The organism is Curtobacterium sp. MCPF17_018 (assembly GCF_003234135.1).
Lineage (GTDB): Bacteria > Actinomycetota > Actinomycetes > Actinomycetales > Microbacteriaceae > Curtobacterium > Curtobacterium flaccumfaciens.
The window spans coordinates 1-25,752 of sequence record NZ_QKSJ01000023.1 but is presented as its reverse complement, the minus strand read 5'-3'; the positions used below and the strand labels follow the sequence as shown (position 1 = coordinate 25,752).

The following is a 25,752-nucleotide window of genomic DNA, read 5'->3' as shown; positions in this document are numbered from 1 at the left end:
ACACCTGGTCCGATCAACACACCAGGTACGCCCGGAACGACCAGGCACCCGAAGTCCACCGTGCGCGAGCGGGCGTACCTGGCACGATCGGGCACACCTGGCGAGATCGGGCGTACCTGGTCGGATCAACACACCAGGTACGCCCGGAACGACCAGGTACCCGAGGTCCACCGTGCGGGATCGGGCGTACCTGGCACGATCGGGCGTACTTGGCGAGATCGGGCACACCTGGTCCGATCAACACACCAGGTACGCCCGGAACGACCAGGCACCCGAAGTCCACCGTGCGCGAGCGGGCGTACCTGGCACGATCGGGCACACCTGGCGAGATCGGGTGTACCTGGTCGGATCAACAAACCAGGTACGCCCGGAACGACCAGGTACCCGAAGTCCACCGTGCGGGATCGGGCGTACCTGGCAAGATCGGGCGTACCTCGCGAGATCGGGCATACCTGGCGAGATCGTGCATACCTCGTCGGATCAACACATCGGGTACGCCGGAACGACCAGGTACCCGAGGTCCACCGTGCGCGAACGGGCGTACATGGGCGGAACGTGCAGCGCTCGAACGGGCCGCAGCGGCAGACCTCAGCCCGCGGCGAGGGCAGCGGCCGCGAAGTCGCGCACGGCGTCACGGGCCGCGGGCGGGTCGAGCACCACGGCACGACCCGGCAACCCGGCGACGAGCCGGACCACGCCGTCGAACCCGTGCGACGCCGCGAGCCGGATGCGCACACGCCCGTCATCGTCGGGCGCGTCGGCGGTGTCGGACAGGAAGTCGGCGACCAGGGGCAGCGACGTCGAGTCGAGTTCCACCGTGACGATGACGTCGTCGGCGGCCTGCTGGAACAGCGTGTCCGGGATCACGACCTGGTCGATCGTCTTCTCGGCCGGGCGGTCGTCGACGCGCGCCTCCGACATCCGGTCGAGCCGGAACGTCCGGAGCGCCTGCCGGTCGAGGTCCCACGCGCGGAGGTACCAGTCGGTGTCGATGGATTCGACCCGGAGCGGGTCGACCCGTCGGGTGCCGCCCTGGGTGCGCGGTCCGGCGTACTCGAAGACCAGGCCCCGGCCGTCGGACATCGCCCGGCGGATGGTGGCGAGGGCGACGTCGTGCAGGTCCTGCCCGACGGCGACGGTCGACGCCGCTCCCCCGGCACCGCGGGACAGCTTGGCCATGAGCGCACGGATGGCGTCACGGTCGGCGGCCTCGGGCAGCGCGGACAGGTACTGCAGGCCGGCGATGAGCGCCGAGGCTTCACGAGCCGACAGACGCGGTGAGTCGTCGATCGCCACCAGGTTGGTCAGCACGATCATGTCGTTCTGGTCGAAGTCGTCCCACGCGATGTCGAACAGGTCGCCGTGCTGGTACTGCATCGTCTCGCCGGGCACCCCGGACACCGCGATGAGTTCGACGGCACGCCGGATGCGGGCCTCGGGCACACCGAAGTGCCGAGCGGCCTCGGCCACCGAGACCCGCTCGCGGTCGATCAGGTACGGCACCAGGGCGAGCAGGAACGCGAGCTTGTCCTGCGCCTGCAGGGGTTGGGCGTCAGCCACGAACGGGGTCCTCTCCGGGGGCTGCGGCACCGTCGTCGTCGGTGTGGTCGCGCACGAGTGCACGGAGGCGCTCGTCGACCCGTGCCCGCAGGTCGTCGGGCTCGAGCACCCGGACCTCGGGCCCGAAGGCGGCGAGTTCCTCGGCGAGGATCTGCGGGTCGACGTGGTGCAGCACGAGCGCGCCGTCGGCGTCGGTCTCGGTGTCGCGGCGACGGGTCAGTCGGCGTTCGGCGTCGGAACCCGGCGTCACGGCGATGCGCGCGGTGCGCTCGGCCCAGATCCGCTCGAGTTCGGCGAGGGTGCGCTCCCCCGCGCCGACGGGAGCGGTGTGCTGCCCGACCTCGTACTGGGTGACCGGCCCGACGATGCGGGACAGCAGGTAGTTCTTGTCCGAGTCCGTCGCGAACTCGTGGGCGGCGAGCATCCACCGGCCGCCGTGCTGCACCAGAGCGAGTGGAGCCGCTTCGCGCCGACGCGCGTCGTGCTGCCCCGGCGTGATGTAGTCGAAGCGCACGGCTGCACCGCGGTCGAGCGCGGAACGGAGCGGCTCGAAGGAGGCATCCCGGGCGCGGAGCCGCGGAGCGTACGCGTCGACCCCGAGCTGCAGGGCACCGTCGTCGTCCTCGGCACCGGCCGAGCGGACCTTCAGCAGGCCACGGCGCGAGTCGGCGGACAGGGCGCCTTCGCGCCAGGCCATCGCGGCCAGGGAGAGCAACGCGGATTCGTCCGGGGTGAAGCGGACGTCGACCGGCAGGTCGTACTCGCCCTTCGGGATCCGGTACCGGAGCGTCTGGTTGTTGCCCGCGGCACCCGGGGTCTCGATGGTCTCGAGGGGGATGCCGAGCTCGCGGACGTCGTCCTTGTCGCGTTCGAACTGGCGCTCGAGCGAGGCGTTGTCGCCGCCGGGCGAGAACCGCTGCCGGTACCCCTGCACGTTGGCCAGGATCTCGGCCTTGGTCAGCCCGGACTCCGTCGAGAGCAGCGCGAGCACGAGGCTGAACAGCCGCTCCTCGGCGGGCACACGGGGCACACGGGTCGCTGGCACGAGCCGATCCTACGGCAGCGCGGGTGCACCGCAGTGCACCCGCGCCGTGGTCCGTGGACGGTCGGACCGGGTCAGTTCGAGATCGCCCCGAGCACGTCGATCACGTACGCGTACGCGGTCCCCTGCTGGTTGACGATGGCCAGGACCTGGTCGCCGACGTGGTGCCCGACGATCGCGGTCCGGACGCCCTCGTCGACCTGGCCCTTGGTGAGCGGGATGGCCTGCGCGCCGGAACCGTCGGTCCAGCTGGAGCCGGCGACGGACGGGTCGGCACCCCAGGTGACGGCGGTGTACTTGATGACCGCGGTGTCCTTGGCGGTGAGCTCGCGACCGTCGCCCTTGCGGAGCAGGTGGGTCTCGTTCGACTTCGGGGCGCTCCACGACGGGATCGTGATGCCGGGGGCTCCGGACGGCGCGAGCACGACGGCCGGCATCTTGTCGCCGGCGAGCTGCGGGGTACCGGTGGCGCGGGCGTCGAACGCGCGCTTGACGTCGATGACGGCGATCACGGCGTCCTCGGTCTTCTTCGACGAGGAGCTGCCACCGGTGCCGTCGGTGCCGCTCAGGGCGCTCTTCGGCAGGGCCACCGCCAGTCGATCGCCGACGTGGGCGCACTGCAGCGAAGCACCGAGGGCCCCGTAATTGCTCGCACCGGCGGTGATCGGTGCCGTCTGGCCCGAGTAGCCGCTCGTCTGGGCGACCTCGCCCGTGGAGCCGTCGACCAGGGTGTACTCGACCAGGACGGGGGTGCCGTCGTCGATCGTGCGACCGCTGCCCTGCTTCAGCACGGACACCTGGGTGCCCTTGGTGGTCAGGCCCTTCGGCACGCTGACCTTCGGCTCCGAGCCGAACTTGCCGGTGGCGGTCACCGCTTCGGACGCGGCGCCGGGAGCGGCACAGCTCGAGGGCGTGGTGCCGGCACCGTTGGAGGCACAGGCGGTGAGGGACACCGCGAGACCGATGGTGACCAGGAGTGCGGGGATGGTGCGCACGGACCCTCTTTCCGTTCGATGCAGGACGGGCACGCCGTCAGCCTACCGTTCGTCCTCGACGGCCCCGGACGGAGCCGCAGCGGCACCCGACGGTGCCGCAGCGGACCCGGACGGTTCCGCAGCACCATCCACCGCCGCCGACGACGCCTCGGCCGCCGCGACCTTGCGCGCCTGCGCCGCCGACTGCCGAGCAACCTTGCGGAGCTTCTTGTCGCTCGTCGCCCGCTCGCCCACGGCGCCGGGGGTCCAGGCCTCGATGTCCTCGTCCGAGAACTCCGCCTTGCCCGCGCGGCGCTTCAGGTTCGGCAGCACCGTCCCGTCGGCGAGGCGTCGTGCCGTGATGAGGAACCCGGTGTGCCCGACCATGCGGTGGTCCGGGCGGACGGCGAGGCCCTCGACGTGCCAGGTGCGCACCAGGGTCTCGCTCGGCATCGGGTCGGTGAAGCGTCCGGTGTCGCGCAGGGCCTCGGCCGTGCGCGACAGCTGCGTGACGGTCGCGACGTAGCAGACGATGAGTCCGCCGGGCACGAGGGCGTCGGCTGCGGCGTCCACGCACTCCCACGGCGCGAGCATGTCGAGCACGACGCGGTCGACGCTCTGCGGCTCGGTCGCGTCGGGCAGCGACTCGACCAGGTCACCGACGGTGACGGACCAGTTGTCCGGGACGGCTCCGAGGAACGTGCCGACGTTGCCCTTCGCGATGGCCGCGAACTCCTCGCGGCGCTCGAACGACTGCAGCTGCCCGGTCGGGCCGATCGCACGGAGCAGGAACAGCGACAGCGCCCCCGAGCCGACCCCGGCCTCGACCACGCGAGCACCGGGGAAGACGTCCGCGAAGGCCACGATCTGCGCGGCGTCCTTCGGGTAGACGATCGCGGCACCACGCGGCATCGACATCACGTAGTCGTTGAGCAGCGGACGGAGCGCGAGGTACTCGTCACCGGTGCTCGCCCGGATGACCGAGCCGTCGGGCTGGCCGATGACGTCGTCGTGCCGGAGCACCCCGCGGTGCGTGTGGTACTCACCCGCGGTCTCGAGCGACAGCGTGGTGAGCTTGCCCTTCGGACCGGTCAGCTGCACGCGGTCGCCGGCCCGGAACGGGCCGCGCGGCGGCGTGTGCGGTGCGCCGCCCGCGGTGTGCGGGAGCGCTGCGGTCGGGTCCGCGGTCGGAGCGGAGGCGCGGCTCGCGTGCGCCTCGTCGCGTGCGTCGTCGGTGTGGCTCATCGGGTGACCCCTTCGGTGTCCGCAGCGTGCGCCGGGTCCGGCACCGCGCCTCCAGTCCGTGCGGCCAGTGCCGGCGTCGTCAACTCGACCAGCCGGTCGACGTCGACCCCCGCCAGGGTGGTCAGGTGCACGTCGCCGCCGGCGATCTCGGACAGCGGGACGATGTGCTCGACGGCGACCGTGACGGCGCCGGAGGCGACGGCCGACGCGACGCCGGTCGCGGAGTCCTCGATCGCGACGCACGCGGTGGGCTCGACGCCGAGCTGCGCTGCGGCGGACAGGTACGCGTCCGGGAACGGCTTCGGGCGGTCGACGTCGTCGCCGGCCACGACGACGCGGAAGCCACGCTCGCCCAGGGCCTCGGCGGCGACGAGCGCCATCTTGCGACGGGACATCGTGACCAGGGCGGTCGGGATGCCGCGGGCGTGGAGCTCCTCGACGAGTTCACGGGCACCCGGCCGCCAGGGCAGTTCACCGGCGCGCAGGTGCTCCATCACGTAGTCGGTCATCCACTGGATGATCTCCTCGACCTCCATGTCGACGCCCCTGGCACGCAGGAGCTCACCGGAGCGCTCGAGACCGCTGCCCACCAGGGACAGGCCGTCCGCTTCCGTCCACTCGGCGCCGTACCGGGTCGTCAGGTCGACCTGGGACCGCTGCCAGATCGGCTCGGTGTCGATGATCGTGCCGTCCATGTCCCACAGCACGGCTGCGGGCGGGACGAGGGCAGGAGGATGCGCGGTCACGGGCGACGAGTCTACCGGGGCCGTTCCGCTGGGCGCGGACGCGCGCGTGCGCTGACACCCCCTGGGCCTACAGTGGATGCCTGAATCGTGTCCGGCCGGGGGCATCGCTCCCGCCCCGCTCCGCTCCACCACCAGGAGGTCCGCTCCGTGCCACAGCACTCCCCCTTCAGCGACGGTCGCTTGCTCGTCGTCGCCTTCGAGGGCTGGAACGACGCCGGCGAGGCCGCGAGCGGTCTGGCGCGTCGCATCGTCGAGTCGCTCGGGCTCGACGAGCTGCGCGAGCTCGACGGCGAGCGGTACGTCGACTTCCAGTTCAACCGGCCCACCGTCGGCACCGACGACAACGGCGACCGCGGCGTGCAGTGGCCCCGGATCGTGCTGTACGGCCCCGGTGCCGAGGGTCGTCCCGTCATCGGCGCCACCGGCTCCCCCACCGACCGTGACGTCTTCGTGCTCGTCGGCCCGGAACCCTCGCGCACCTGGCGGGGCTTCTGCTCGGAGATTATCGACCTGGCGGACGTCTACTCGATCGATGCCGTCGTCTTCGTCGGGGCCATGCTCGCCGACGTCCCGCACACCCGACCGATCTCGGTCTTCGTGTCGAGCGAGAACGCCGGGGTCCGCGCCGCCTTCGACGTCGACCGCTCGTCGTACGAGGGCCCGACCGGCATCCTCGGGGTCCTCGCCGACGCGATGGACAAGGCCGGGCTGACCACGCTGTCCCTGTGGGCGTCGGTGCCGCACTACGTGCACAACTCGCCCTCGCCGAAGGCCACGCTCTCGCTGCTCGACAAGATCGAGGAGCTCACGGACGTCACGGTGCCGCGCGGGTCGCTGCTCGACGACGCCACCGAGTGGGAAGAGGGGATCGACGCCCTCGCCGCCGATGACGAGGACATGGCGTCCTACATCGGGCAGCTCGAGCAGGCGCGCGACACGGTCGACTCCCCCGAGGCGTCGGGCGACGCCATCGCGCAGGAGTTCGAGCAGTACCTCCGTCGCCGTGAGCGCAAGGACGGCAAGGACGGCGGCACCGCCGGTGGCGAGGGGCCGTGGCGGCCCCAGCAGCCGCCGCAGCAGTAGCCGTCACCCCCTGACGGTCGGGAGGGGTGCGGTCACAACAGCCCGCTCACCTCCGCCGAGTGGTCACGAACTGTCGGTTGCGGCCCGCCCGGACGACAGTTCCTGACCCCTCGGCAGCGCACACGCGACGTGTCGCGACCGCTCGGCGTACGGGAGGCACGGGGCTGGCCCGCCACGGGCCTCCCGCCCGGCGGGGGCGTGCGGTCACAACAGCCCGCTCACCTCCGCCGAGTGGTCACGAATCGTCGGTTGCGGCCCTCCCGGGCGACTGTTCCTGACCCCTCGGCAGCGCACACGCGACGTGTCGCGACCACCTGGCGGACGGGAGGCACAGGGCTGGCCCGCCACGGGCCTCCCGCCCGGCGGACGCGTGCGGTCACGACACCCCGCTCTCCTCCGCCGAGTGGTCGCGAACTGTCGGTTGCGGCCCGCCCGGACGACAGTTCCTGACCCCTCGGCAGCGCACACGCGACGTGTCGCGACCACTCGGCGGACGGGAGGCACGGGTCGGGCCCGCGACGGGCCTCCCGTCCGCCGCCACGCAAGGTCACGACACCCCGATCACCTCCGGCACCGACGCGACGGCCGGTGAGCCGAGGTCAGGCCAGGCGGATGCCGAGCAGCGCGTCGATCAGGTCGAGGAGCTCCGGCGTGCACGCCGTGCCACCCGCGATCGCCGTGTCGACCGCCGCGACGGCGCCCGGGGTGTCCAGGTCGTCGGAGACCCGCGCGCGGATGCGCGCCGCGACGTCCGCTGCGTCGTCGGCGTGCCCGGCTGTGGCTCCGGAGGCCCAGGCATCCCAGCCGGCGAGCCGGGTCTGGGCGCTCGTCAGCTCGGTGTCGAACCACTCCCAGTCGTCGGAGTACTTGTGCGACAGCAGCGCGAGCCGGATGGCCCGGGGGTCGGCGCCGTCGTCGAGCAGCCCGCGCACGGTGACGAGGTTGCCGAGCGACTTCGAGATCTTCGTCCCCTGGTAGGCGATCATCCCGGTGTGCACGAACGCGTTCGCGAGGGGCTGGTGCGCGAGGGCAGCAGCGTGCCCGGCGCTCATCTCGTGGTGCGGGAAGACGAGGTCGCTCCCGCCGCCCTGCACGCTGATCGGCAGCCCGAGGCGATCACCGGCGATGACGCTGCACTCGATGTGCCAGCCGGGGCGACCGGGGCCGATCTCGGTGTCCCAGGCCGGCTCACCGTCACGCGCGGCGCGCCACAGCAGCGGGTCGAGCGGATCACGCTTGCCCGGACGTTCCGGGTCGCCGCCGCGTTCGGCAGCGAGGGCGAGCATCGTCTCGCGGTCCAGGCCGCTCTCGTCACCGAGGGTCCACGCGTCGGTGGGGCGGTTCACGTCGAAGTACAGGTCGTCGCCCTCGGCGCCGTCGGTCGGGACCTCGTACGCGTAGCCGGTCTCCTGCAGGAACGAGACGGCCTCGGCGACGCGCTCGACCTCGTCGGTGACGGCCACGAAGTCGTCCGGCGGCAGGATCCGCAGCGACTCCATGTCGCGGCGGAACAGGTCGACCTGCTCGGCCGCCAGGGCGCGCCAGTCGACGCCGTCGCGGGCGGCACGCTCGAGCAGCGGGTCGTCCACGTCGGTGACGTTCTGCGCGTACTCGACGTCGAGGCCCGCGTCACGCCAGGCGCGGCCGAGCGTGTCGAACGCCAGGTAGGTCGCCGCGTGGCCGAGGTGCGTGGCGTCGTACGGCGTGATGCCGCAGACGTACAGCGCAGCGCGGTCCTCGTCGCGGACGGGGTCCACCGGCTTGCCCGTTGCGGTGTCGTGGACGACCGGTCGGGGCGCGGCGCCGGGGACGTCGGGGACGGATGGGGCCTGCCAGGCCCTCACGGCTGGATCACTCCGAGCGACAACAACACGATGAGCACGATACCGAGTGCGATCCGGTAGACGACGAAGGGCATGAAGCTGCGCTTGCTGATGTAGTTCATGAACGCCGCGATCACGACGAACCCGACCACGAACGCGACGACGGTGGCGATGAGCGTGTCGGCGAGTCCGAACGGTGAGCCGTGGTCGCCGAGGCTCGTCGCGGCCTCGTAGAAGCCGGACAGGAACACCGCCGGGATCGCCAGCAGGAACGCGAAGCGCGCGGCCGCCGGCCGGGTGTACCCGAGGGCGAGACCCATCGACACGGTCGCGCCGGAACGGGACACACCGGGCACCAGGGCGAGCATCTGCGCCAGGCCGATGAGCAGCCCACCGCGGAACGTCATCTGCTCGATGCGTCGCTCCTTGCGGCCGACACGGTCGAGCACCCCGAGCACGACACCGAACACGATGAGGACGACCGCGACGATCCAGAGGGACCGGAACGTGGTCTCGATCGAGTCCTTGAGCAGGAGCCCGGCCACCCCGATCGGGATCGTGCCGAGGATCACCAGCCAGCCGAGGCGGACGTCGGGGTCGCCCTTCGGCACGTCACGCTTGACCACCGACCGGAACCACCGCCCGACGATCCGGGTGATGTCCTTCCAGAAGTAGATGAGCACCGCGGTCTCGGTGCCGAGCTGCGTCACCGCGGTGAAGGCCGCACCGGGGTCCTTCGCGTCGGGCAGGAAGAGCCCCACGATGCGCAGGTGCGCGCTGGAGGACACCGGCAGGAACTCGGTGAGCCCCTGGACGAAGCCGAGGAAGATCGCCTCGAGGATGTGCATCGCACGGGCCTTTCAGGGGGGAGGTCGGTCAGGGCACCGCCACGACGGCGACCATGAACAATATCAGTACGTGGCGAGCAGGTCGCCCAGCACCCGCCGACCGAACGCCAGCGAGTCGAGCGGCACCCGCTCGTCCACGCCGTGGAACATCGCGGGGAAGTCGACACCGGCCGGCAGCTGGAGCGGCACGAACCCGTACCCCGCGATGCCGAGCGTCGAGAGCGCCTTGTTGTCGGTGCCGCCGGACAGCAGGTACGGCAGGACAGGTGCGCCCGGGTCGTGCCGGCCGAGGACGTCGCGGACGGCGTCGACCAGCGGGCCGCCGAAGTCCTGCTCGAGGCCGATGTCGCGGAACGACATGACCACCTCGACGTCGGGTCCGGCGAGCTCCCGCACCCGCTCGAGCACGGTCTCCTCGTCACCCGGCAGGCAGCGGATGTCGACCAGGGCCTCGGCGGTGTCCGGGATCACGTTGTGCTTGTAGCCGGCGGTCAGCACCGTCGGGTTCGACGTGGTGTGCAGCGCGGCGTGGATGAACCGCGACGCCGAGCCGGTGGCCAGCGCGACCTCGTCCGGGCCGGTGACCGTCGGGTCGACCCCGAGGAACCGCGCCACCTCGGCGACCATCGCGTCCGTCGTGGCCGAGAGCCGGACGGGCCACTCCTCGCTGCCGATCCGGGCGACCGCCGCCGCGAGCTTCGTGACGGCGTTGTCGCGGATCACGTGCGAGCCGTGGGCGGCGGTGCCGCGCGCGATCAGCTTCACCCACATGAGCGCCTTCTCGCCGGTCTGCAGCAGGTAGGCGCGACGGTCACCGAGCGTGATCGAGTACCCGCCGACCTCGCTGATCGCCGCCGACGCCCCCGCGAAGACCTCGGGGTGCTGGTCGACCACGTGGTGGGACCCCAGGACTCCCCCGGCCTCTTCGTCGGCGAAGTACGCGATCACCAGGTCACGCTCCGGCGCACCGTGCTGCTCGATGACGTCGGCCAGCGACGTGAGCATCATCGCGTCCATGTTCTTCATGTCGACGGCGCCGCGACCCCACAGCGATCCGTCCTTGACCACACCACCGAACGGGTCGACCGACCAGTTCGCCGGGTCGGCCGGCACGACGTCGAGGTGCCCGTGCACCACGAGCGCCGGCTTGTCACGGTTCCGGCCGGGTACCCGTGCCACGACGCTCACCCGGTCCGGCTCGGACTCGAACAACTGCGGCTCGAGACCCAGGGCGCGGAGCTTGTCCTCGACGTAGTGGGCCGCCTCGGTCTCCCCACGGGACTTCCCCTCGCCCCAGTTCGTCGTGTCGATGCGGATGAGGTCGCGGGCGATCGCCGCGGTGGCCTCGAGCTCGGGCACGGACTGCGGCTCGGAGGGCTCCGGGTTCGTCATGGCTCCACGGTATCGGTCGGCACCGACCCCGTCGCCGAGTCCCGACACGCAGGACTCGCCCGGGATGCGCGACCGTGTTCATCGCGCGTTCAGACCCGTGCTAGTGTCTTCTCTCGGCAGGAACGCCGGGTTCAACCCGGGAATCAGACACCAGACACCCTGTCCGGGTGGCGGAATTGGTAGACGCGCTAGCTTGAGGTGCTAGTGCCCGTATTAGGGCGTAGGGGTTCAAGTCCCCTCTCGGACACAGAATGCATGCCCCCCGACCTTTCGGTCGGGGGGCATTTTCTGTTGTGTCTTCTCGGCGAGTGCCGCCATCGCTGCGCTCAGGGCGTCACCGCCTCGGGCACCACTTCGCTGCGCTCAGGGCGAACCGCGCGCCACTTCGCTGCGCTCAGGGCGATCGAGGCAGGGGCAGGAGTGGCTCTGCACGCAGGCCCGTCCGGACGGGAGGCGCGGGGCGGGGCCGCCACGCGCCTCCAGTCCGGAGCGTGCACACGTCGCAGGCCGGTGCGAGGTTGTGCACTCCGTGTGACGGAACAAGGTCGCACCGAGTGGGCAACGCCGCACCAGGCTGCAAGCCCGGCGGCCTGCGCGGTCACCGCGAGCGGCGCACCCGCCGCACCACCAGCACGACGGCACCGAGCGCCGCCAGCCAACCCCAGTTCGCGACCACCGGGTCGAGCACCTGGTGCCGCCAGTCCCGCCGACTCGACCCCAGGCGCGACGCAACAGGGCGGTTCCCACGTTCCGCCGCGACGCCGGTCTCGCTGATCACCCGGTCCGGCCGACCCCTGAATGCATCGGTCACCCGGTGCGTCGCGACGTCCAGGCGGTCCCCGACGACGAGCAGCATCCAGTGCGCCAGACGCCCCTCGCTGAACCGCCGGTAGGCGTACCGCCGGACGATCCCGGCGACCCCGTGCAGGGGCTGCGCGGTGCCGAACACCGGCGTCACGTGGGCGTGCTCGATCGAGCGCTCCCGGCCGTGCGCACCGTCCTGCTGCGGCGGGAGGTCCCAGTGGGCACCGGTGGCCGAACCGGCCTCGCGCGAGAGCTTCGGCACCGAGGGACGGTCCGCGAGGTCGAGGTCGCTCCCCCACCCCGGGATGCGGGCGCGGAGTTCCTCGGCCGAGGGCACCCGACGGGGCGGATCGGCGATGTACGGGGTGTGATCGGGCGCGGCGTTGTCGGGCACGGTGTGCTCCTTCACGGGACGATGACGGTCTTGATGCAGTCGTCGAGCTTCGACGAGAACAGGTGGTACCCCTCGGCGATGTGCTCGAGCGGGATGCGGTGCGTGATGATGTCGCTCGGCTTCAGGTGTCCGGCCTGGATGTGCTCGAGCAGACGGGGCCACTGCCGCTTCACGGGCGCCTGGTTCATGTGGATCGTGACGCCCTTGTTCATGGCGTCGCCGAACTTCACCAGGTTCGGGATCGGGCCGTAGGCGCCCATCGCGGACACCGTGCCGCCCTTGCGCACGCCGTCGATCGCCCAGTTCAGCGCGACCGGCGACCCGCCCTGCAGCTTGAACTTGGTGGCGGTGACCTGCTGCACGAAGCTGCCGTCGGCTTCGGCACCGACGGCATCGATCACGCTGTCCGCGCCGAGGAAGTCGGTCTGCTTCTTCATCTCGAGCACGACGTCGTCGACCTCGGCGAAGTTGATCGTCTCGGCGTGCGCGAACGTCCGAGCCTTCTCGAGGCGGTACTCGAACTGGTCGACGACGATGACCCGCCCGGCACCCATCAGCCAGGCGGACTTGGCGGCGTAGAGCCCGATCGGTCCGGCGCCGAGCACGACGACGGTGTCGCCCTCGCGGATCGACGCCAGCTGGGCGCCGAAGTACCCGGTGCCCAGGGCGTCGGTCATCATCAGGGCGTCGTCGTCGTCGAGCCATTCCGGGATCACCTGCGGACCGACGTCGGCGAACGGCACCCGGACACGCTCCGCCTGCCCGCCGTCGTAGCCGCCGGTGGTGTGCGAGTACCCGAAGATCCCGCCGACCGCCGTGGCGTTCGGGTTCACGTTGTGGCAGTTCGTGAACAGGCCGCGGGCGCAGAACCAGCAGGTCCCGCACGAGATGTGGAACGGGACCATCACGCGGTCCCCCACGCTCAGTGTCTCCACCGACGACCCGACCTGCTCGACGACGCCGATGAACTCGTGGCCGAACGTGTGTCCGACGCGGGTGTCGGGCATCATGCCGTGGTACAGGTGCAGGTCGGATCCGCAGATCGCCGCCCGCTCGACGCGGATCACCGCGTCGTTCGGATGCTCGATCCGGGGGTCCGGCTTCTCCTCGACGCGGACCCGGTAGGGCCCGCGGTAGGTCATGGCGCGCATGGGCGCTCCTCTCGTTCGGCACGTCCACGCTGGCGCGGGGCACGTTGGAACGGACCCAGGTCTGCAGATGGCGGACAGGCGGTGGTCGTCCGCACAGACGGACGGGAGGCGCGGTGCCAGCTGGCACCGCGCCTCCCGGCCGATCCGTGGGGGCGTCTCGCTCTTCGACGCCTCGACGACGTTGCGGCCTGATGCCGCGTTCGTTCTCCTAGCTCTTCGACGCCTCGACGAAGTTGCGTCGGGGATCGGTCTCCTTGATGAGGGAGGTCGCGTCGCGACCCGACACGGCACCGGTGATCCAGCCGATGATGATGCGGGCCTTCCGGTTCAGGGTCGGCATCGCGTACACGTGGTACGCGCGGTGCGCGAGCCACGCGAACAGGTTGGTCATCTTGATGCCCTTGATGTTCGCGGCACCCTTGCCGACACCGTACGACGCGACGGTGCCGATGGAGGGGTGGCGGTACTCCTCGAGGGGCTTGCCGGTGATGGTCGCGACGATGTTGTCGGCGGCGACCACGGCCTGGCGCACGGCGTTCTGCGCGTTCGGCGGGTAGAACGCCGGCTGCTTGTCGGCGGTCAGGTCGGGCACCTGCGCGACGTCTCCGAGGCCCCAGACGCCCTCGACGACCTGGTGGGTGTCCTCGGCCTCGACCTGGAGCTTCGCGTTCGCGGCGAGGTGGCCCTTCGGCCCGCGCGGCAGGTCGGAGGCGTCGAGGAGCGGGTTCGGCTTGACGCCCGCGGTCCAGACGAGCAGACCGGTGGCGAACTCGTCGCCGTCGGAGAACTTGACGACACCGCCCTCGGCGCTCGGCATGGTGGTCTTCAGGCGGACGTCGATGCCACGGGCACGGAGCGACTCGAGCGTCCACTTGGACAGCTCCGGGCCGACCTCGGGCGCGACGCGGTCGAGGGCATCGATGAGCACCCATCGGGGCTGCTCGCCGGCGAGCGACGGGTAGGTCTTGATGGCGGCCTGCGACACGTCGAACAGCTCACCGATCGCCTCGACGCCGGTGTAGCCACCGCCGACGAAGACGCTGGTCAGCAGACGTCGACGCTCGTCCTCGTCGCGGGTGGCAGCGGCCTTCGCGATGTTGTCGAGGAGCTTGGCGCGCACGTAGGCGGCCTCTTCGACGCTCTTGAAGCCGACGCCGTACTCCTCGAGCCCGGGGGTCGGGAAGGTGCGGGTGACGGAACCGAGGGCGACGACGAGGTGGTCGTAGCCGAGGGTGCGGTCGTCGCCGCCGGCGGTCGCGATCGAGACGGTCTTGTCGGCCGAGGAGATCGCGGTGACCTTGCCCTGGATCACCCGGGTCTTGCGCAGTGCACGGCGCAGCTCGACGGTGACGTCCTTCGGCGCGATGTGACCACCGGCGACCTCGGGCAGGAACGGCAGGTACGTGTAGTACGTGTTCTGGTCCACCAGCGTGATGCGCATGGGCACCGTGGCCGCGTGCTTCTGGAGCTGCTTGACCGTGGTGTAGCCAGCGGAGCCGCCGCCGAGGACGAGGACGTGAGGGATCGAGTCTGCCATTCCTCCGGTCTACCGGACTTTGGCTTGGCGCGTCATGAGTTCCGCGGCCTGTCGCGGAGCCGCCACCACGCGGTCTCGGCCAGTTCGGGCCCCGTGAACACCCCGTGCGGGGTGCGGCGGGACTCGGTGAGCGAGAAGCGGCGGAGTCGGTAGCCGCCGCCGAAGCGGTCGATGATCGCCTCGGGTGACGCCTCGGGGTCGCGCTTGACGTACCAGGTGCGGTCGTCGACCGGCTCGATCACGCCGCGGTCACCGTCGTCCGCCGATGCGGGAGCGCAGGACGTCGATGCGTTTCTGGATCTGCTCGATGCTCGCCTGCGCCACGGCCGGGCCACCGCTGATCCGCCGGAGTTCGGCGTGGATCGCACCGTGCGGCTCGTTCGAGTGCCGGGACCAGATCGACACGAGCCGGGCGAGCTCGGTGCGCTGCTCCTTGATCGTCATGTACATCGGGCGATCGGGCTCGGGCGCCTTCGGCAGGCCGTCCTTGGCCGTGCGGCCCTTGGAGCGCTTGGCCTGGGTCGCCTGCCGGGCGCGGAGGAGGTCGCGCACCTGGTCGGGTTCGAGCAGCCCGGGGATGCCGATGAAGTCGAGCTCCTCGAGGGAACCGACCTCGCCGCCGGTGCCGAACTCACCGCCGTCGTAGAGGACGCGGTCGAAGGACGCCTGCGAGTCGAGCGCCTCGAACGGCTGGACCTCGAGCAGGCTCTCGGACGCGCGGTCTTCCTTGTTGGCCTCGGCGACCATCGCGTCTTCGGGGTTGTACATGCCGTCGTCGGCGTCCTTCGGGCGGTCGAGGGCGTGGTCGCGCTCGAGCTCGAGGGTGGCGGCGAGGGCCATCAGCCCGGGAACGCTCGGCAGGAAGACGCTCGCGGTCTCACCACGGCGACGGGCACGCACGAAGCGGCCGATCACCTGGGCGAAGAACAGCGGCGTGCTCGCACTCGTGGCGTACACGCCGACGCAGAGCCGTGGGACGTCGACGCCCTCGGAGACCATGCGGACGGCCACCATCCAGCGGGAGGTGTCGTCGGCGAACGCGCTGATGCGGCTCGACCCGGCGGCTTCGTCGGACAGCACCACGGTGGGACGCTCCCCCGTGATCTGCTGCAGGATCCGGGCGTAGGCGCGCGCCGTGGTGGTGTCCGTGGCGATGACCAGACCGCCGGCGTCGGGCACACCACGACGGACCTCGGTCAGGCGCTTGTCGGCAGCCGAGAGCACGGCCGGCATCCACTCGCCCTCGGGTGACAGCGCGGTGCGCCAGGCCTGGGCCGTGATGTCCTTCGTGACCTGTTCCCCCAGGGAGGCCGACATCTCGTCGCCCATCCGGGTCTTCCAGCGCATCTGTCCGGCGTAGGCCATGAACAGCACCGGGCGGACGACGCCGTCCTTCAGCGCCCGGCCGTAGCCGTAGTTGTAGTCGGAGATCGAGGTACGGATGCCCTGCTCGTCGGGGGCGTACTGCACGAACGGGATCGGTGCGGTGTCGGACCGGAAGGGGGTCCCCGACAGCGAGAGCCGACGCGTGGCGCCGGAGAACGCCTCCCTGATGCCGTCGCCCCACGTCAGGGCGTCGCCACCGTGGTGGACCTCGTCGAGGACGACCAGGGTGCGGCCGCCCTCGGTGATGCGCTTGTGCACCTCGGGGTTCATGCCGACCTGGGCGTACGTGATCGCGACGCCCTGGTAGTGCCGGCCGAACATGCCATCGCCGTTCTTGAACATCGGGTCGATCCGGATGCCCACACGGTCGGCGGAGTCGGCCCACTGGCGCTTCAGGTGCTCGGTCGGGGCCACGACGACGATGCGGTCGACGGTGCCGCGGGCGAGGAGCTCGGTCGCCAGCCGCAGCGCGAAGGTGGTCTTGCCGGCGCCGGGGGTCGCCGCCGTGAGGAAGTCGCGAGGTTCCTTCTCGAAGTACTTCGTGAGCGCTTCGATCTGCCAGGCGCGGAGCTTCGATGCCGTGCCCCAGGCGGCCCGGTCCGGGAACGCCGGCGACAGGTGCTGGACGGCCGAGTTGCCGGCCGCTTCGGCCAGGGCCGCGGCGTCGGCTTCGTCACGGGCGGCGTCACCGTGCGCCTGCGCCGTCTGGTGCGCCTGCGCCGTTTCGTGCGCCTGGGTGCCGTCGTGCGTCGACGACGATCCGCCTGCGCCGGACTGGTCGTCACCCGACTCCGCCCACAGCGTGGCGGGCTGCTGGTCTTCGTACTCCGCTGCGCTCACTGAACCCGATTCTACCGCCACCGTCAGTCCTGCCGAGCGTGCGGGACGCCGCCGTCAGGGGTCCGGCGGACCAGGGATGCCGGTCGCAGCACGCCGGCGCCGAAGCGTGCGGCGACCGCGTCGACCGTGGTCTCGGTGTCACGCCACGGCGCGTCGTCGTCCCACAGGGCGTTGCTCGCGGCCGCGGGCACGAGGTTCTCGCCACGGACCCCGATCAACCGGATCTGGTTGCCCGGTCGGTGCAGGACGTCGTACAGCTCGACGGCTTCGCGGTGCAGGCGCTTCGCGACGTCGGTGGGCTCCGCCAGGGTGCGCGACCGGGTCAGGGTGCTGAAGTCGGTGTAGCGGACCTTGAGAGCCACGGTCCGGGCCTGCACGTCGGCCTGGCGCAGGCGGACGGCGACCTTGTCGGCCAGGCGCAGGAGCTCTCGTGCGACGTCGTCGCGCTCGGTCAGGTCGCGGCCGAACGTGACCTCGTGCCCGATCGACTTCTCGCCGACGCCGGTGTCGACCACGCGGGGGTCGCGACCCCACGACAGGTCGTGCAGCCGCTGCCCACCGGCCGGGCCGAGTGCCGACACCAGCGACCCGAGCGGGGTGTTCGCCAGGTCGCCGACCGTGCGGATTCCCCGGCGTTCGAGCGTCTCCTGCGTCTTGCCGCCGACGCCCCAGAGCGCGGACACCGGCTGCGGGTGCAGGAACGCGACGGTGTCGGCGGCGGGCACCACGAGCAGACCGTCGGGCTTCGACCGGCTGGAGGCGAGCTTCGCGACGAACTTGGTCGACGCTGCACCCACAGAGCAGTGCAGGCCGGTCTCGGCGAAGACCGTGCGGCGGATCGCCTGGCCGATCTGCCACGGCGTGCCGTACAGCCGGAGGGCGCCGGCGACGTCGAGGAACGCTTCGTCGATGCCGAGGCGCTCGACCCTCGGGGTGAACCGGTCGAAGATCGCCATCACCGCGGCGGACTGCGCCCGGTACTTCTCGAAGTGCGGTTCGACGATGACGGCGTTCGGGCAGCGGCGCTTGGCGACGGCCATCGGCATCGCCGAGTTCACGCCGTAGCGACGGGCTTCGTAGGTGGCGGCGGTGACGACGGAGCGGTCGGAGTCGTGCCCGACGATGACCGGCAGGCCCACGAGGTCGGGGCGGTCGAGCAGTTCGACGGAGGCGAAGAAGGCGTCCATGTCGACGTGCAGCACGGTCGCCGAGACGTCGTCCACCGGTGCGTCGGAGACGAGGCGGTTCCGTCCGTCCTGCTTGCTCACACCGAGATGATGCCAGGCGCCGCCGACATCGCCGCGCCCGTGGCCGGTCGCGATCGGACGGTGCGAGGGTCCGGACGTGGTGCGAGGGGGCGCGGGTGCCACCACGTGCGGAACCTCGCACCGGAGTGCCCCGGAGCGCAGTGCCTCGCACCGTGCGAGCGCCGCGCTCAGCTGAGCGGGCCGAGCACCGACGCGGCGATCGTCCGCGCCGCGGAGTCCCGCGACGACGGGTGGTACTGCCCCGCCCGGACGTCACGCGCCAGCCGCGCCAGCTCGCTCGACGACCGGAACGCCGAGCCGCCGACCACGCGCATGGCCTCGTCCACAACGTGCTGCGCGGTGTCCACCGCGCGCGCCTTCGTGCCGACGAGCAGCGGGAACCAGCGGGCTCCGAGGTCGTCGAGCTCGTCGACCGACCGCGCCAGCGAGTCGACCTGCAGCGTGATCGCGTCGACCGCACCGCGCAGGTCGGCGATCGCCCGGCGCACGTCGGGGTCCTGCGACCGCGGGGTGCCGTCGGCCGCGGTGCGACCCGCCACGGCGGCCGTCGCGAGCGCGATCGCCCGCTCCGCGACCCCGGCGTACACCGAGGCGATGAGGAGCTCGAACGACGCGAAGATCCCGAACACGAGCGGGTCCTGGTTCGGCCCGACCGGCAGCGACCGGACCATGCGGTCGGCGGGGACGTGCACGCCGTGCAGCTTCGTGGTGCGGCTCTGCGTCGCACGCATCCCGAGCGTGTCCCAGTCGTCCAGGTGCTCGACGTCGCCGTCCGACCGCAGGACGAACCCGTGCACGAGCCGTGGCTCCGGCCCCGAGGTGTCCTTGCCGAAGACGCTCATGACGTCCCACGCCGGTGCGAGGGACGTGAACACCTTCGTGCCGGTGAACCGGTACCCGCCGTCGCCGTCCGGCTCCGCCGCCGTCGACGAGTCGAACAGCACGGCGTCGTTGCCGGGTTCGCTCACCCCGAAGGCGAGCAGGTGGTCGTCCGCAGCGTGGTCGGTGACTGCCTGGAGGAACGACTCGCCTCGCGCACGCACGGCCCGCGCCGCCTGCACCCACACCTGGTGCATGCCGAGGCCGAGTGCCGTCGCCGGCGCGGCCTGGGCGAGGGTGCGCTGCACCCGCGCGGTGCCACGGAGGCCGAGGCCCGCCCCGCCCTGCTCGACGGGGACGCCGATCCGCAGGTAACCGGCGGCGCGGAGCTCGTCGAGGTCCTCGGTGCAGAACGCGTTCGCGGCGTCGTAGCCGGGGGCGCGCTCGGCGATGCGGTCGAGCAGCTCGTCCGGCACCGACCAGCCGACGGCGTCCGTGTTGGCCTTCGTCATGCCACGAGACTAGGGTCCGGAACGTGTCAGATCGTCATCCTTGGACCAGGTACGTCGCGATCGGTGACTCGTTCACCGAGGGGATCGGGGATCCCGACCCCACCGTCCCGGGCGGCAACCGTGGCTGGGCGGACCGCGTCGCCGAGGTGCTCGCTCACCAGACCGACGACTTCGCCTACGCGAACCTCGCGATCCGCGGGCGGCTGCTGCAGCAGATCATCGACGAGCAGGCCGAGGCCGCCCTCGCCCTGCACCCGGACCTCATCACGGTGTCCGCCGGCGGCAACGACATCATCCGCCCCGGCTCGGACCCGGACGAGCTCGCCGAGCGCGTGGACCGGCTCGTCGCCGACCTGCGCCGCGACGGAGCCACCGTCGTGCTGTTCACCGGCCCGGACGTCGGGATGACCCCGGTGCTCGGCATGGTCCGCGGCAAGACGGCGATCTACAACGAGAACCTGCACGCCATCGCCCTGAAGCACGGCGCCCTGGTGGCGAACACGTGGGCACTCCGGGTGCTCCGGGACCCGCGGATGTGGGCTCCGGACCGCCTGCACCACTCCCCGATGGGCCACTCGACGATCGCCGCGGCGGTGCTCGACACCCTCGGCGTGCCGCACGGGCTCGAACCGTTCAACCCGGACCCCCTCGAAGCTCGGCCGTGGCGTGAGGCCCGCGCCGAGGACCTCGGCTGGGCCAGGGAGTACCTGGTGCCGTGGGTGGTCCGGCGCATCAAGCACACCTCGTCCGGCGACGGGGTGTCGGCGAAGCGACCCGAACTGCGGATCGTCACCGAGCACCCCTCCGACACCCCGTAGGCGCGGAGCCGCGGGCCCTCAGCCGGCGGGGCGCCGCAGCGTGAGCGGTCCGTCGTGCAGCGGCTCGGTCTGCCAGCTCGTCGTCGTCGATCCCGTGGTGGGGTCGACCCGGACGTGCGCGAGGTGCGGGGTCTCGACGAACCGCACGTCGACACGGACCGTCCCGTCGTCCGCGACGGCACCGCTCGCGGCGAGTGGGCCCTCGACGGCCCACTCCCCCTGCCCGACCGGCACCGACAGCGAACCGCCGTCGACGTCGAGCGTGAGTCGCCACCCGTCGCCGTCGCGGGCCAGCGGACCGACGTCGGCGAGGCCCTGCAGCCCACCACCGTCCACGGCGGGCAGTCCCAGGGCGGCGAGCCGGGCCTCCAGGGCGGATGCCGAGGCCGCGTCGGACGCGCGGTCGACGGCGGGCAGCAGGTGCTGCCAGACCGCGTCGAGGACGGCCTGCATGTCGAGGCTCTGGCCGGTCATCGCGAGCACGACGTCCTGCTCCGGCAGGACGACGCAGAACTGACCGTAGGCGCCGTCGCCGCGGAAGCCGTGGCAGGCCATCCAGAACTGGAAGCCGTAGCCCTGCGACCAGTCGGGGTTGGCTTCGTCCGGGTTGGCGACCTGCGCGCTGGTCGCCTGCTCGACCCAGTCGGCGTCGAGGATCCGCTCGCCGTCCCAGACGCCGCCCTGCAGGTACAGCTGGCCGAGCTTGGCGACCGCCTCCGTCGGGGCGTAGCACCCGCTGTACCCGAGCTCCGCCCCGGTGTCGTCGCGGCGCCAGGCGAGGTCGTCGATGTCGAGCGGGTCGAGCAGGTGCGGGCGGAGCCAGGCGACGAGGGAACCGCCGGTCACCCGCCGGACGATCTCGGCGAGGGTGTACGTGCACGGCTGGTTGTAGGCGAAGACCGTGCCGGGCTCCTCGTCCGGCGGGAGCAGCAGGAACCCGCGCACCGTGTTCGTCGGGTCGAGGGCCTCGGCGCGGTCGATCGTCTCCTCGCGGTGACCGCTCGCCATCGCGAGCAGGTGCCGGACGCGGATGCGGCGGCTGCGTTCGTCGGTGACGTCGGTGTCGAGCTCCGGGAAGTACGACAGCACGGTGGCGTCGAGGTCGATCAAGCCCGCCCTGACGGCGATGCCGACCCCGGCCGCGGTGAAGCTCTTGCTCAACGAGTAGAGCAGGTGCACGCGATCGGCGGCGTAGGGCTGCCACCAGCCCTCGGCCGCCACCTGGCCGTGCCGGAGCAACATGATGCTGTGCGGCTCGACGTCGGGCGTGGACTCGAGGGCGTCGAGCAGGGCGGTCACGCCGCCGGGATCGATGCCGAGGGCGGCGGGGGTGGTCCGGGGGAACGTCGTCATCGTCGTCACCCGACCGACTCTACGGTCGGTGGCCGACGGGCGTCACGCCCCCTGGAACGGGTTCGTCCAGCGCCACCAGACGCCGGGGTCGTCGATCGTGCGCTCGAGCACGAGCGGCACCGTGACCGGGTCGTGGTCGGAGATCCGGAACCGGACCTGCCCGACCCGCTCGCCCTTCGTGCCGAAGGTCACCTGCTGCAGCTTCGCCTTCGCGGTGACGGTGGTCTTGCCCCACACGAGCACCTCGGCCGCCTTCGTCGTGACCGCGTCGGCCTCGTCGTGCCACGGGGTCGAGAAGGTGCCGAAGGTCTGCCCCTGGTGGGTGAGCGTCACCACCTGGAAGTTGTCCGCCACGGACCGCAGCAACCGCTGCACGTCGACGTCGAGCGAGTCGTGGTCGACACCGCCGAGCATCACGCCGACGACGGTGACGTCCTTGCCGCCGCGCTCGTACGTCGCCGCGAACAGCAGACAGGCGCCGGCTTCGTCGAGGGTGCCGGTCTTGATCCCCTCGATGCCGTCGAGGCCGAGGAGCTTGTTCGAGTTCTCGATCTGCCCCGCACCCGGCACGGTCACCTGCTTCGTCCCGACGACCTGCTGCACGACCGGATTCGCGAGCGCGAGCTGACCGAGCGCCACCAGGTCGGTCGCGGTGGACCGGTTGTCCGCGTCGAGCCCGGTCGGCTCCTCGATCGTGGTGTCGTCGAGGCCCTGCCGGTCGAGCCACGCGTCCGCGGCACGGTCGTACGCCTCCAGCGACCCGAACGCCCAGATGGCGAGGGCCCCGGCGTAGTTGTTCGCCGACTTCATCAGCATGACCTGCAGGGTCTGGTACTCGGACAGCTTCAGTCCGGGTGGCATCGGCGCGACCTCGCCGTTCACCGCCGCGTACTTGGCGTACAGCCCCTGCATCTCCGGGTTGAAGGCGATCGAGGGCCCCGGCTCGCCCCGCTCGAGGGGCTTCGCGTCGAGGACCACGAGAGCGGTGACGATCTTCGAGATGCTCGCGATCGGCCGGGGCTTCGTTTCGCCGCTGGTCCGCAGGCTCTCCGGGAAGTCGGTCGCCTCGACCGCCGTGGCACCGTAGCCGGGGAACCGCAGGTCCGGCACGCTCGTCGTGGGTGCCGAGTAGGTGGTCGTGCGCGCGCTCGCCGGGGCGAACGGCACGACCGCCGCAGCGACGAGGTAGCCGGCGACGAGGAGCAGGACGGCGACCACCGAGATCGTGACCGGCCTCCGGACGGCGGAGCGGGGGCGACGGACGACTGGTGACACGGGACCCGAGCGTACCGGTCCGCTCCGAGGCCGAGGCTGCGACGGGCTGGTCGGGCTGCCGTTCCGGAGCCGGGGTCGCTGCGCCGTCGGAGTCGGCCGCGACGACAGCGCTCCATCGTTCGCCCGCCGTGTCCCGGGTCCCGACGATGCGTGTGACGGCCGTGTAAACGATGGTCCTACCGATGGACCGAGCAGACCAACCGGCCCTACGGTCGAGGGCATGCACCGTGGACGGACACTGAGCCCGCTCGCACAGCACCAGCGAGGGGCGCCGGTCGTCGTTCGAGTGGGCATGGAACGCCACCCGGCGTCCGTGTACCTGTCCGCAGCGACCGACTTCGACATCTCCCAGGTGGTGGACCTGGTCACCGGTGTCCACGCCCGCATCCGCAAGGCCGACTTCGAGGAGCCCGCCCGATGACCACGCGGCACACGTCGACGGCACCCGACGGACTGCTCGAGGCGCTCGACGCCTACGAGACCGCCCTGCTGGCGAACGACCTCGACGCGCTCGACGCCGCCTTCGTCGACTCCCCCGACACGATGCGCGGCGACGACCGTGGCCTGCTCGTCGGGCACGACGCGATCAGCGCGTTCCGCGGGGCGCGGGGTGGGGTCGCGACCCGGTCGCTGACGCACGTCGAGGTCCGCCCCCTGACCGAGGACCGCGCCCTCGTCGTGTCGGTGTCCCGGTTCGCCGCGGGTGGGCATGGCCTCCAGACCCAGCTCTGGCGCCGCGACGGCGGCGCCGGCGACGCCGGCCCGCGCTGGCGCATCGAGGCGGCCCACGTCACCGGCCGACCCAAGGCCGTCGACACCTCCGTCTGGCGGGCCGTCGGCGACCCGCTCGTCGCCCCCACCGCCTCCGGATCGCTCGACGGCCTGACCGTCGCCGTCAAGGACCTCTACGCCGTCCCCGGCCAGCCGGTCGGCGCGGGCAACCCGACGTACCTGCGCGAGGCACCGGTCGGGACGGCACCCGCCGCAGCGGTCGCCGCGTTCCTCGCCGCCGGCGCCTCGATCCGCGGGATCGCGCGCACCGACGAGTTCGCGTACAACCTGACGGGGCGGAACGCGCACCACGGCACGCCGTCGAACAGCGCGGCTCCCACCCGACTGCCCGGAGGCTCGTCCAGCGGATCCGCATCGGCCGTCGGCCTCGGCATGGCCGACATCGGGATCGGCACGGACACCGCGGGATCGCTTCGGGTCCCCGCCTCGTACCAGGGACTCTGGGGCCTCCGGACGACGCACGGCACGGTGTCCCGCGACGGGCTGCTCCCGCTCGCGCCGTCGTTCGACACCGTCGGGTGGCTCACGCGGAGCCCCGGGGTGCTGCTCGCCGCCCTCGACGCCACCGTCCCGCCACGGTCCGCGCCGGGCGGGGCGCCCGACCCGACCGTGCTCGTCGTCCCCGAGGAACTGCTCACACTCGTCGAACCGGCCGTCGCCCGGGCCTTCGCCGCCTTCCTCGAGGCGCTCGACGAACCCGTCGCGACCGGTCGGCTGCGCGACCTCGGCATCCCGGACCCAGCAGCGCTGCAGGAGCAGATGCGGCTCGTCCAGGCCGCCGAGGCGCTCGCCGCCCACGGCCCCTGGATCGACGCGCACCCCGGCGCCCTGAGCACCGTCGTCGGTGACCGGTTCCGGGCGGCACGGGCGAACGACCCCGACGCGACCGCGGACGCCGTGGCACGCCTCGACGAGGTCCGTGCGACGATCCGCCGTGCCCTGGACGGTCGGACCCTGCTGTTCCCGACCGTGCCCGGACCCGCACCACTGCTCCACGCGGACACCGCGACGCTCGAGCGAACCCGGACCGCCACGACGGCGATGACCGCGCTCGCGAGCGTCGGCGGGCTGCCCGCGGTGAGCGCGCCGGCGCTGACCGTGGACGGCGCGCCGGTCGGCGTCTGCCTGGTCGGTGGGCCGGCCACCGACCGTGCCCTGGTGATCCGCGCCGGGCGCATGCTGCCCGACCAGGCCGCCCCGGGCCTCCCGACCGTCTCGGTGGTGTGCTAGGAGGCGAGCCGCCGGGCGTGGGTGACCGCCCACAGACCCACGGCGCTCGCCGCGGCGACGTTGAGCGAGTCGACGCCGTGGGCCATCGGGATCCGGACGGTCGTGTCGGCCGACGCGATCGCGGCCGGCGTCAGCCCCTGACCCTCGGTGCCCATCACGAGCGCGACCTTGTCGGGCAGGTCCGCCACGAAGGCGTCGAGGTCGACCGACTCGTCGGTCAGCGCCATCGCGGCCAGGTGGAAGCCCTGCGCGCGGAGTTCCTCGCCCGCGGCGGGCCAGTCGCCGATGCGGGTCCACGGCACCTGCAGGACCGTGCCCATGCTCACGCGGACGCTCCGGCGGTACAGCGGGTCGGCGCACCGCGGACTGACGAGCACCGCGTCGGCGCCGAGGCCGGCGACGCTGCGGAACACCGCGCCGACGTTCGTGTGGTCGACGATGTCCTCGAGCACGACGACGACCTTCGCGTCCCGCACCACGTCGGCGACGCTCGGCAGGTCGGGGCGCTGCATCGCGGCGATCGCACCGCGGTGCATGCGGAAGCCGGTGAGCTCCTCGAGCAGGGCGTCGGCACCGACGAACACGGGACCGTCGTGCTCCGCGACCAGGGGCAGGACGCTGTCGAGCCACTTCTCCTGCACCAGGATGCTCCGCGGCACGTGCCCGGCGCGGACCGCGCGCTCGATGACCGTGTTCGACTCGGCGATGTACAGGCCGCCCTCGGGCTCCGAGACCCGGCGGAGCGCCACGTCGGTGAGCCGGGCGAAGTCGTCGAGACGGGGATCGTCGAGGGAGTCGATGCGGACGGGGTGCACTGGGCTCGTTTCGGTGTGGTGCGGGGGTGTGGGGTGGGGCCGCCG

General features: G+C 72.0%; 22 protein-coding genes and 1 tRNA gene. 5 read left to right on the top strand and 18 right to left on the bottom strand.

Annotated elements, in window-relative coordinates; genetic code table 11:
- Positions 1 to 588: 588 nt before the first annotated feature.
- From DEJ27_RS17030 to DEJ27_RS17010, 5 genes are all read right to left on the bottom strand, one after another.
- Positions 589 to 1,560, bottom strand: coding sequence for a YafY family protein (locus DEJ27_RS17030; protein WP_110862793.1), 972 nt, complete (start codon positions 1,558 to 1,560; stop codon positions 589 to 591).
- Positions 1,553 to 2,605 carry a YafY family protein gene (locus tag DEJ27_RS17025; RefSeq protein ID WP_110862786.1) on the bottom strand — a complete coding sequence of 351 codons (1,053 nt, stop codon included), beginning with the start codon at positions 2,603 to 2,605 and terminating at the stop codon, positions 1,553 to 1,555. The genes DEJ27_RS17030 and DEJ27_RS17025 overlap by 8 nt, the downstream gene beginning before the upstream one ends.
- A 71-nt stretch (positions 2,606 to 2,676) precedes the next feature.
- Positions 2,677 to 3,597 carry an FKBP-type peptidyl-prolyl cis-trans isomerase gene (locus DEJ27_RS17020; protein ID WP_110862785.1) on the bottom strand — a complete coding sequence of 307 codons (921 nt, stop codon included), beginning with the start codon at positions 3,595 to 3,597 and terminating at the stop codon, positions 2,677 to 2,679.
- A gap of 42 nt (positions 3,598 to 3,639) precedes the next feature.
- On the bottom strand, positions 3,640 to 4,821 hold the full coding sequence (locus DEJ27_RS17015) for a tRNA (adenine-N1)-methyltransferase (RefSeq protein ID WP_111091515.1): 1,182 nt from the start codon (positions 4,819 to 4,821) through the stop codon (positions 3,640 to 3,642).
- Positions 4,818 to 5,567, bottom strand: a complete 750-nt coding sequence (locus tag DEJ27_RS17010) for an HAD family phosphatase (protein WP_258370029.1) — start codon at positions 5,565 to 5,567, stop codon at positions 4,818 to 4,820. The genes DEJ27_RS17015 and DEJ27_RS17010 overlap by 4 nt, the downstream gene beginning before the upstream one ends.
- A 147-nt stretch (positions 5,568 to 5,714) precedes the next feature.
- Here DEJ27_RS17010 and DEJ27_RS17005 point away from each other — a divergent pair, with 147 nt between their 5' ends.
- Positions 5,715 to 6,650, top strand: coding sequence for a proteasome assembly chaperone family protein (locus tag DEJ27_RS17005; RefSeq protein WP_111091514.1), 936 nt, complete (start codon positions 5,715 to 5,717; stop codon positions 6,648 to 6,650).
- Positions 6,651 to 7,249: 599 nt separating this feature from the next.
- Here the strand turns inward: DEJ27_RS17005 and mshC are convergent.
- The 3 genes from mshC to DEJ27_RS16990 form a co-directional block, all read right to left on the bottom strand.
- Entirely contained in the window at positions 7,250 to 8,494 is a 1,245-nt protein-coding gene (gene mshC / locus DEJ27_RS17000; protein WP_111091513.1) for a cysteine--1-D-myo-inosityl 2-amino-2-deoxy-alpha-D-glucopyranoside ligase, read from the bottom strand.
- Complete coding sequence (locus DEJ27_RS16995; RefSeq protein WP_110862780.1) at positions 8,491 to 9,321, bottom strand: undecaprenyl-diphosphate phosphatase; 831 nt, start codon at positions 9,319 to 9,321, stop codon at positions 8,491 to 8,493. Before DEJ27_RS16995 ends, mshC begins: the two co-directional genes overlap by 4 nt.
- Before the next feature lie 63 nt (positions 9,322 to 9,384).
- Positions 9,385 to 10,713, bottom strand: a complete 1,329-nt coding sequence (locus DEJ27_RS16990; protein WP_110862779.1) for a M20/M25/M40 family metallo-hydrolase — start codon at positions 10,711 to 10,713, stop codon at positions 9,385 to 9,387.
- A 161-nt stretch (positions 10,714 to 10,874) separates the two neighbouring features.
- On the opposite strand from DEJ27_RS16990, the gene DEJ27_RS16985 reads away from it, so the two are divergent.
- A tRNA-Leu gene (locus DEJ27_RS16985) sits at positions 10,875 to 10,960 on the top strand.
- Positions 10,961 to 11,311: 351 nt separating this feature from the next.
- Here the strand turns inward: DEJ27_RS16985 and DEJ27_RS16980 are convergent.
- The 7 genes from DEJ27_RS16980 to DEJ27_RS16950 all read right to left on the bottom strand — a co-directional run bounded on the left by DEJ27_RS16980 (position 11,312) and on the right by DEJ27_RS16950 (position 19,424).
- On the bottom strand, positions 11,312 to 11,911 hold the full coding sequence (locus DEJ27_RS16980) for a hypothetical protein (protein ID WP_258370028.1): 600 nt from the start codon (positions 11,909 to 11,911) through the stop codon (positions 11,312 to 11,314).
- A gap of 11 nt (positions 11,912 to 11,922) precedes the next feature.
- Positions 11,923 to 13,062, bottom strand: coding sequence for a zinc-dependent alcohol dehydrogenase (locus tag DEJ27_RS16975; RefSeq protein WP_110862778.1), 1,140 nt, complete (start codon positions 13,060 to 13,062; stop codon positions 11,923 to 11,925).
- A 208-nt stretch (positions 13,063 to 13,270) separates the two neighbouring features.
- Positions 13,271 to 14,599 carry an NAD(P)/FAD-dependent oxidoreductase gene (locus DEJ27_RS16970; protein ID WP_110891624.1) on the bottom strand — a complete coding sequence of 443 codons (1,329 nt, stop codon included), beginning with the start codon at positions 14,597 to 14,599 and terminating at the stop codon, positions 13,271 to 13,273.
- Positions 14,600 to 14,631: 32 nt separating this feature from the next.
- A complete protein-coding gene (locus DEJ27_RS16965) occupies positions 14,632 to 14,841 on the bottom strand; it encodes a hypothetical protein (protein WP_017887301.1) in 210 nt (69 codons plus the stop codon).
- A 7-nt stretch (positions 14,842 to 14,848) separates the two neighbouring features.
- Complete coding sequence (locus DEJ27_RS16960; protein ID WP_110862791.1) at positions 14,849 to 16,639, bottom strand: DEAD/DEAH box helicase; 1,791 nt, start codon at positions 16,637 to 16,639, stop codon at positions 14,849 to 14,851.
- A gap of 209 nt (positions 16,640 to 16,848) precedes the next feature.
- On the bottom strand, positions 16,849 to 18,093 hold the full coding sequence (gene dinB, locus DEJ27_RS16955; RefSeq protein ID WP_111091512.1) for a DNA polymerase IV: 1,245 nt from the start codon (positions 18,091 to 18,093) through the stop codon (positions 16,849 to 16,851).
- A 167-nt stretch (positions 18,094 to 18,260) separates the two neighbouring features.
- Complete coding sequence (locus tag DEJ27_RS16950; RefSeq protein WP_111091511.1) at positions 18,261 to 19,424, bottom strand: acyl-CoA dehydrogenase family protein; 1,164 nt, start codon at positions 19,422 to 19,424, stop codon at positions 18,261 to 18,263.
- 23 nt (positions 19,425 to 19,447) lie between these two features.
- Here DEJ27_RS16950 and DEJ27_RS16945 point away from each other — a divergent pair, with 23 nt between their 5' ends.
- Positions 19,448 to 20,242 carry an SGNH/GDSL hydrolase family protein gene (locus tag DEJ27_RS16945; protein WP_110862774.1) on the top strand — a complete coding sequence of 265 codons (795 nt, stop codon included), beginning with the start codon at positions 19,448 to 19,450 and terminating at the stop codon, positions 20,240 to 20,242.
- Positions 20,243 to 20,260: 18 nt separating this feature from the next.
- On the opposite strand, the gene DEJ27_RS16940 is transcribed toward DEJ27_RS16945, so the two are convergent.
- Together DEJ27_RS16940 and DEJ27_RS16935 are read right to left on the bottom strand one after the other, a co-directional pair.
- Positions 20,261 to 21,595 (bottom strand): serine hydrolase, encoded by a 1,335-nt coding sequence (locus tag DEJ27_RS16940; RefSeq protein WP_181430187.1) that lies wholly within the window; start codon positions 21,593 to 21,595, stop codon positions 20,261 to 20,263.
- Between the two features lie 42 nt (positions 21,596 to 21,637).
- Entirely contained in the window at positions 21,638 to 22,870 is a 1,233-nt protein-coding gene (locus DEJ27_RS16935; RefSeq protein WP_111091509.1) for a D-alanyl-D-alanine carboxypeptidase family protein, read from the bottom strand.
- Between the two features lie 220 nt (positions 22,871 to 23,090).
- Here DEJ27_RS16935 and DEJ27_RS17580 point away from each other — a divergent pair, with 220 nt between their 5' ends.
- Positions 23,091 to 23,291: a hypothetical protein gene (locus tag DEJ27_RS17580; RefSeq protein WP_146244717.1), complete on the top strand. Its 201-nt coding sequence runs from the start codon at positions 23,091 to 23,093 to the stop codon at positions 23,289 to 23,291.
- Positions 23,288 to 24,892 (top strand): AtzH-like domain-containing protein, encoded by a 1,605-nt coding sequence (locus DEJ27_RS16930; protein WP_111091508.1) that lies wholly within the window; start codon positions 23,288 to 23,290, stop codon positions 24,890 to 24,892. The genes DEJ27_RS17580 and DEJ27_RS16930 overlap by 4 nt, the downstream gene beginning before the upstream one ends.
- Here DEJ27_RS16930 and DEJ27_RS16925 read toward each other — a convergent pair.
- Complete coding sequence (locus DEJ27_RS16925) at positions 24,889 to 25,707, bottom strand: RNA methyltransferase (protein ID WP_111091507.1); 819 nt, start codon at positions 25,705 to 25,707, stop codon at positions 24,889 to 24,891. The two genes, DEJ27_RS16930 and DEJ27_RS16925, sit on opposite strands and share 4 nt — an antisense overlap.
- Between the last annotated feature and the right edge of the window lie 45 nt (positions 25,708 to 25,752).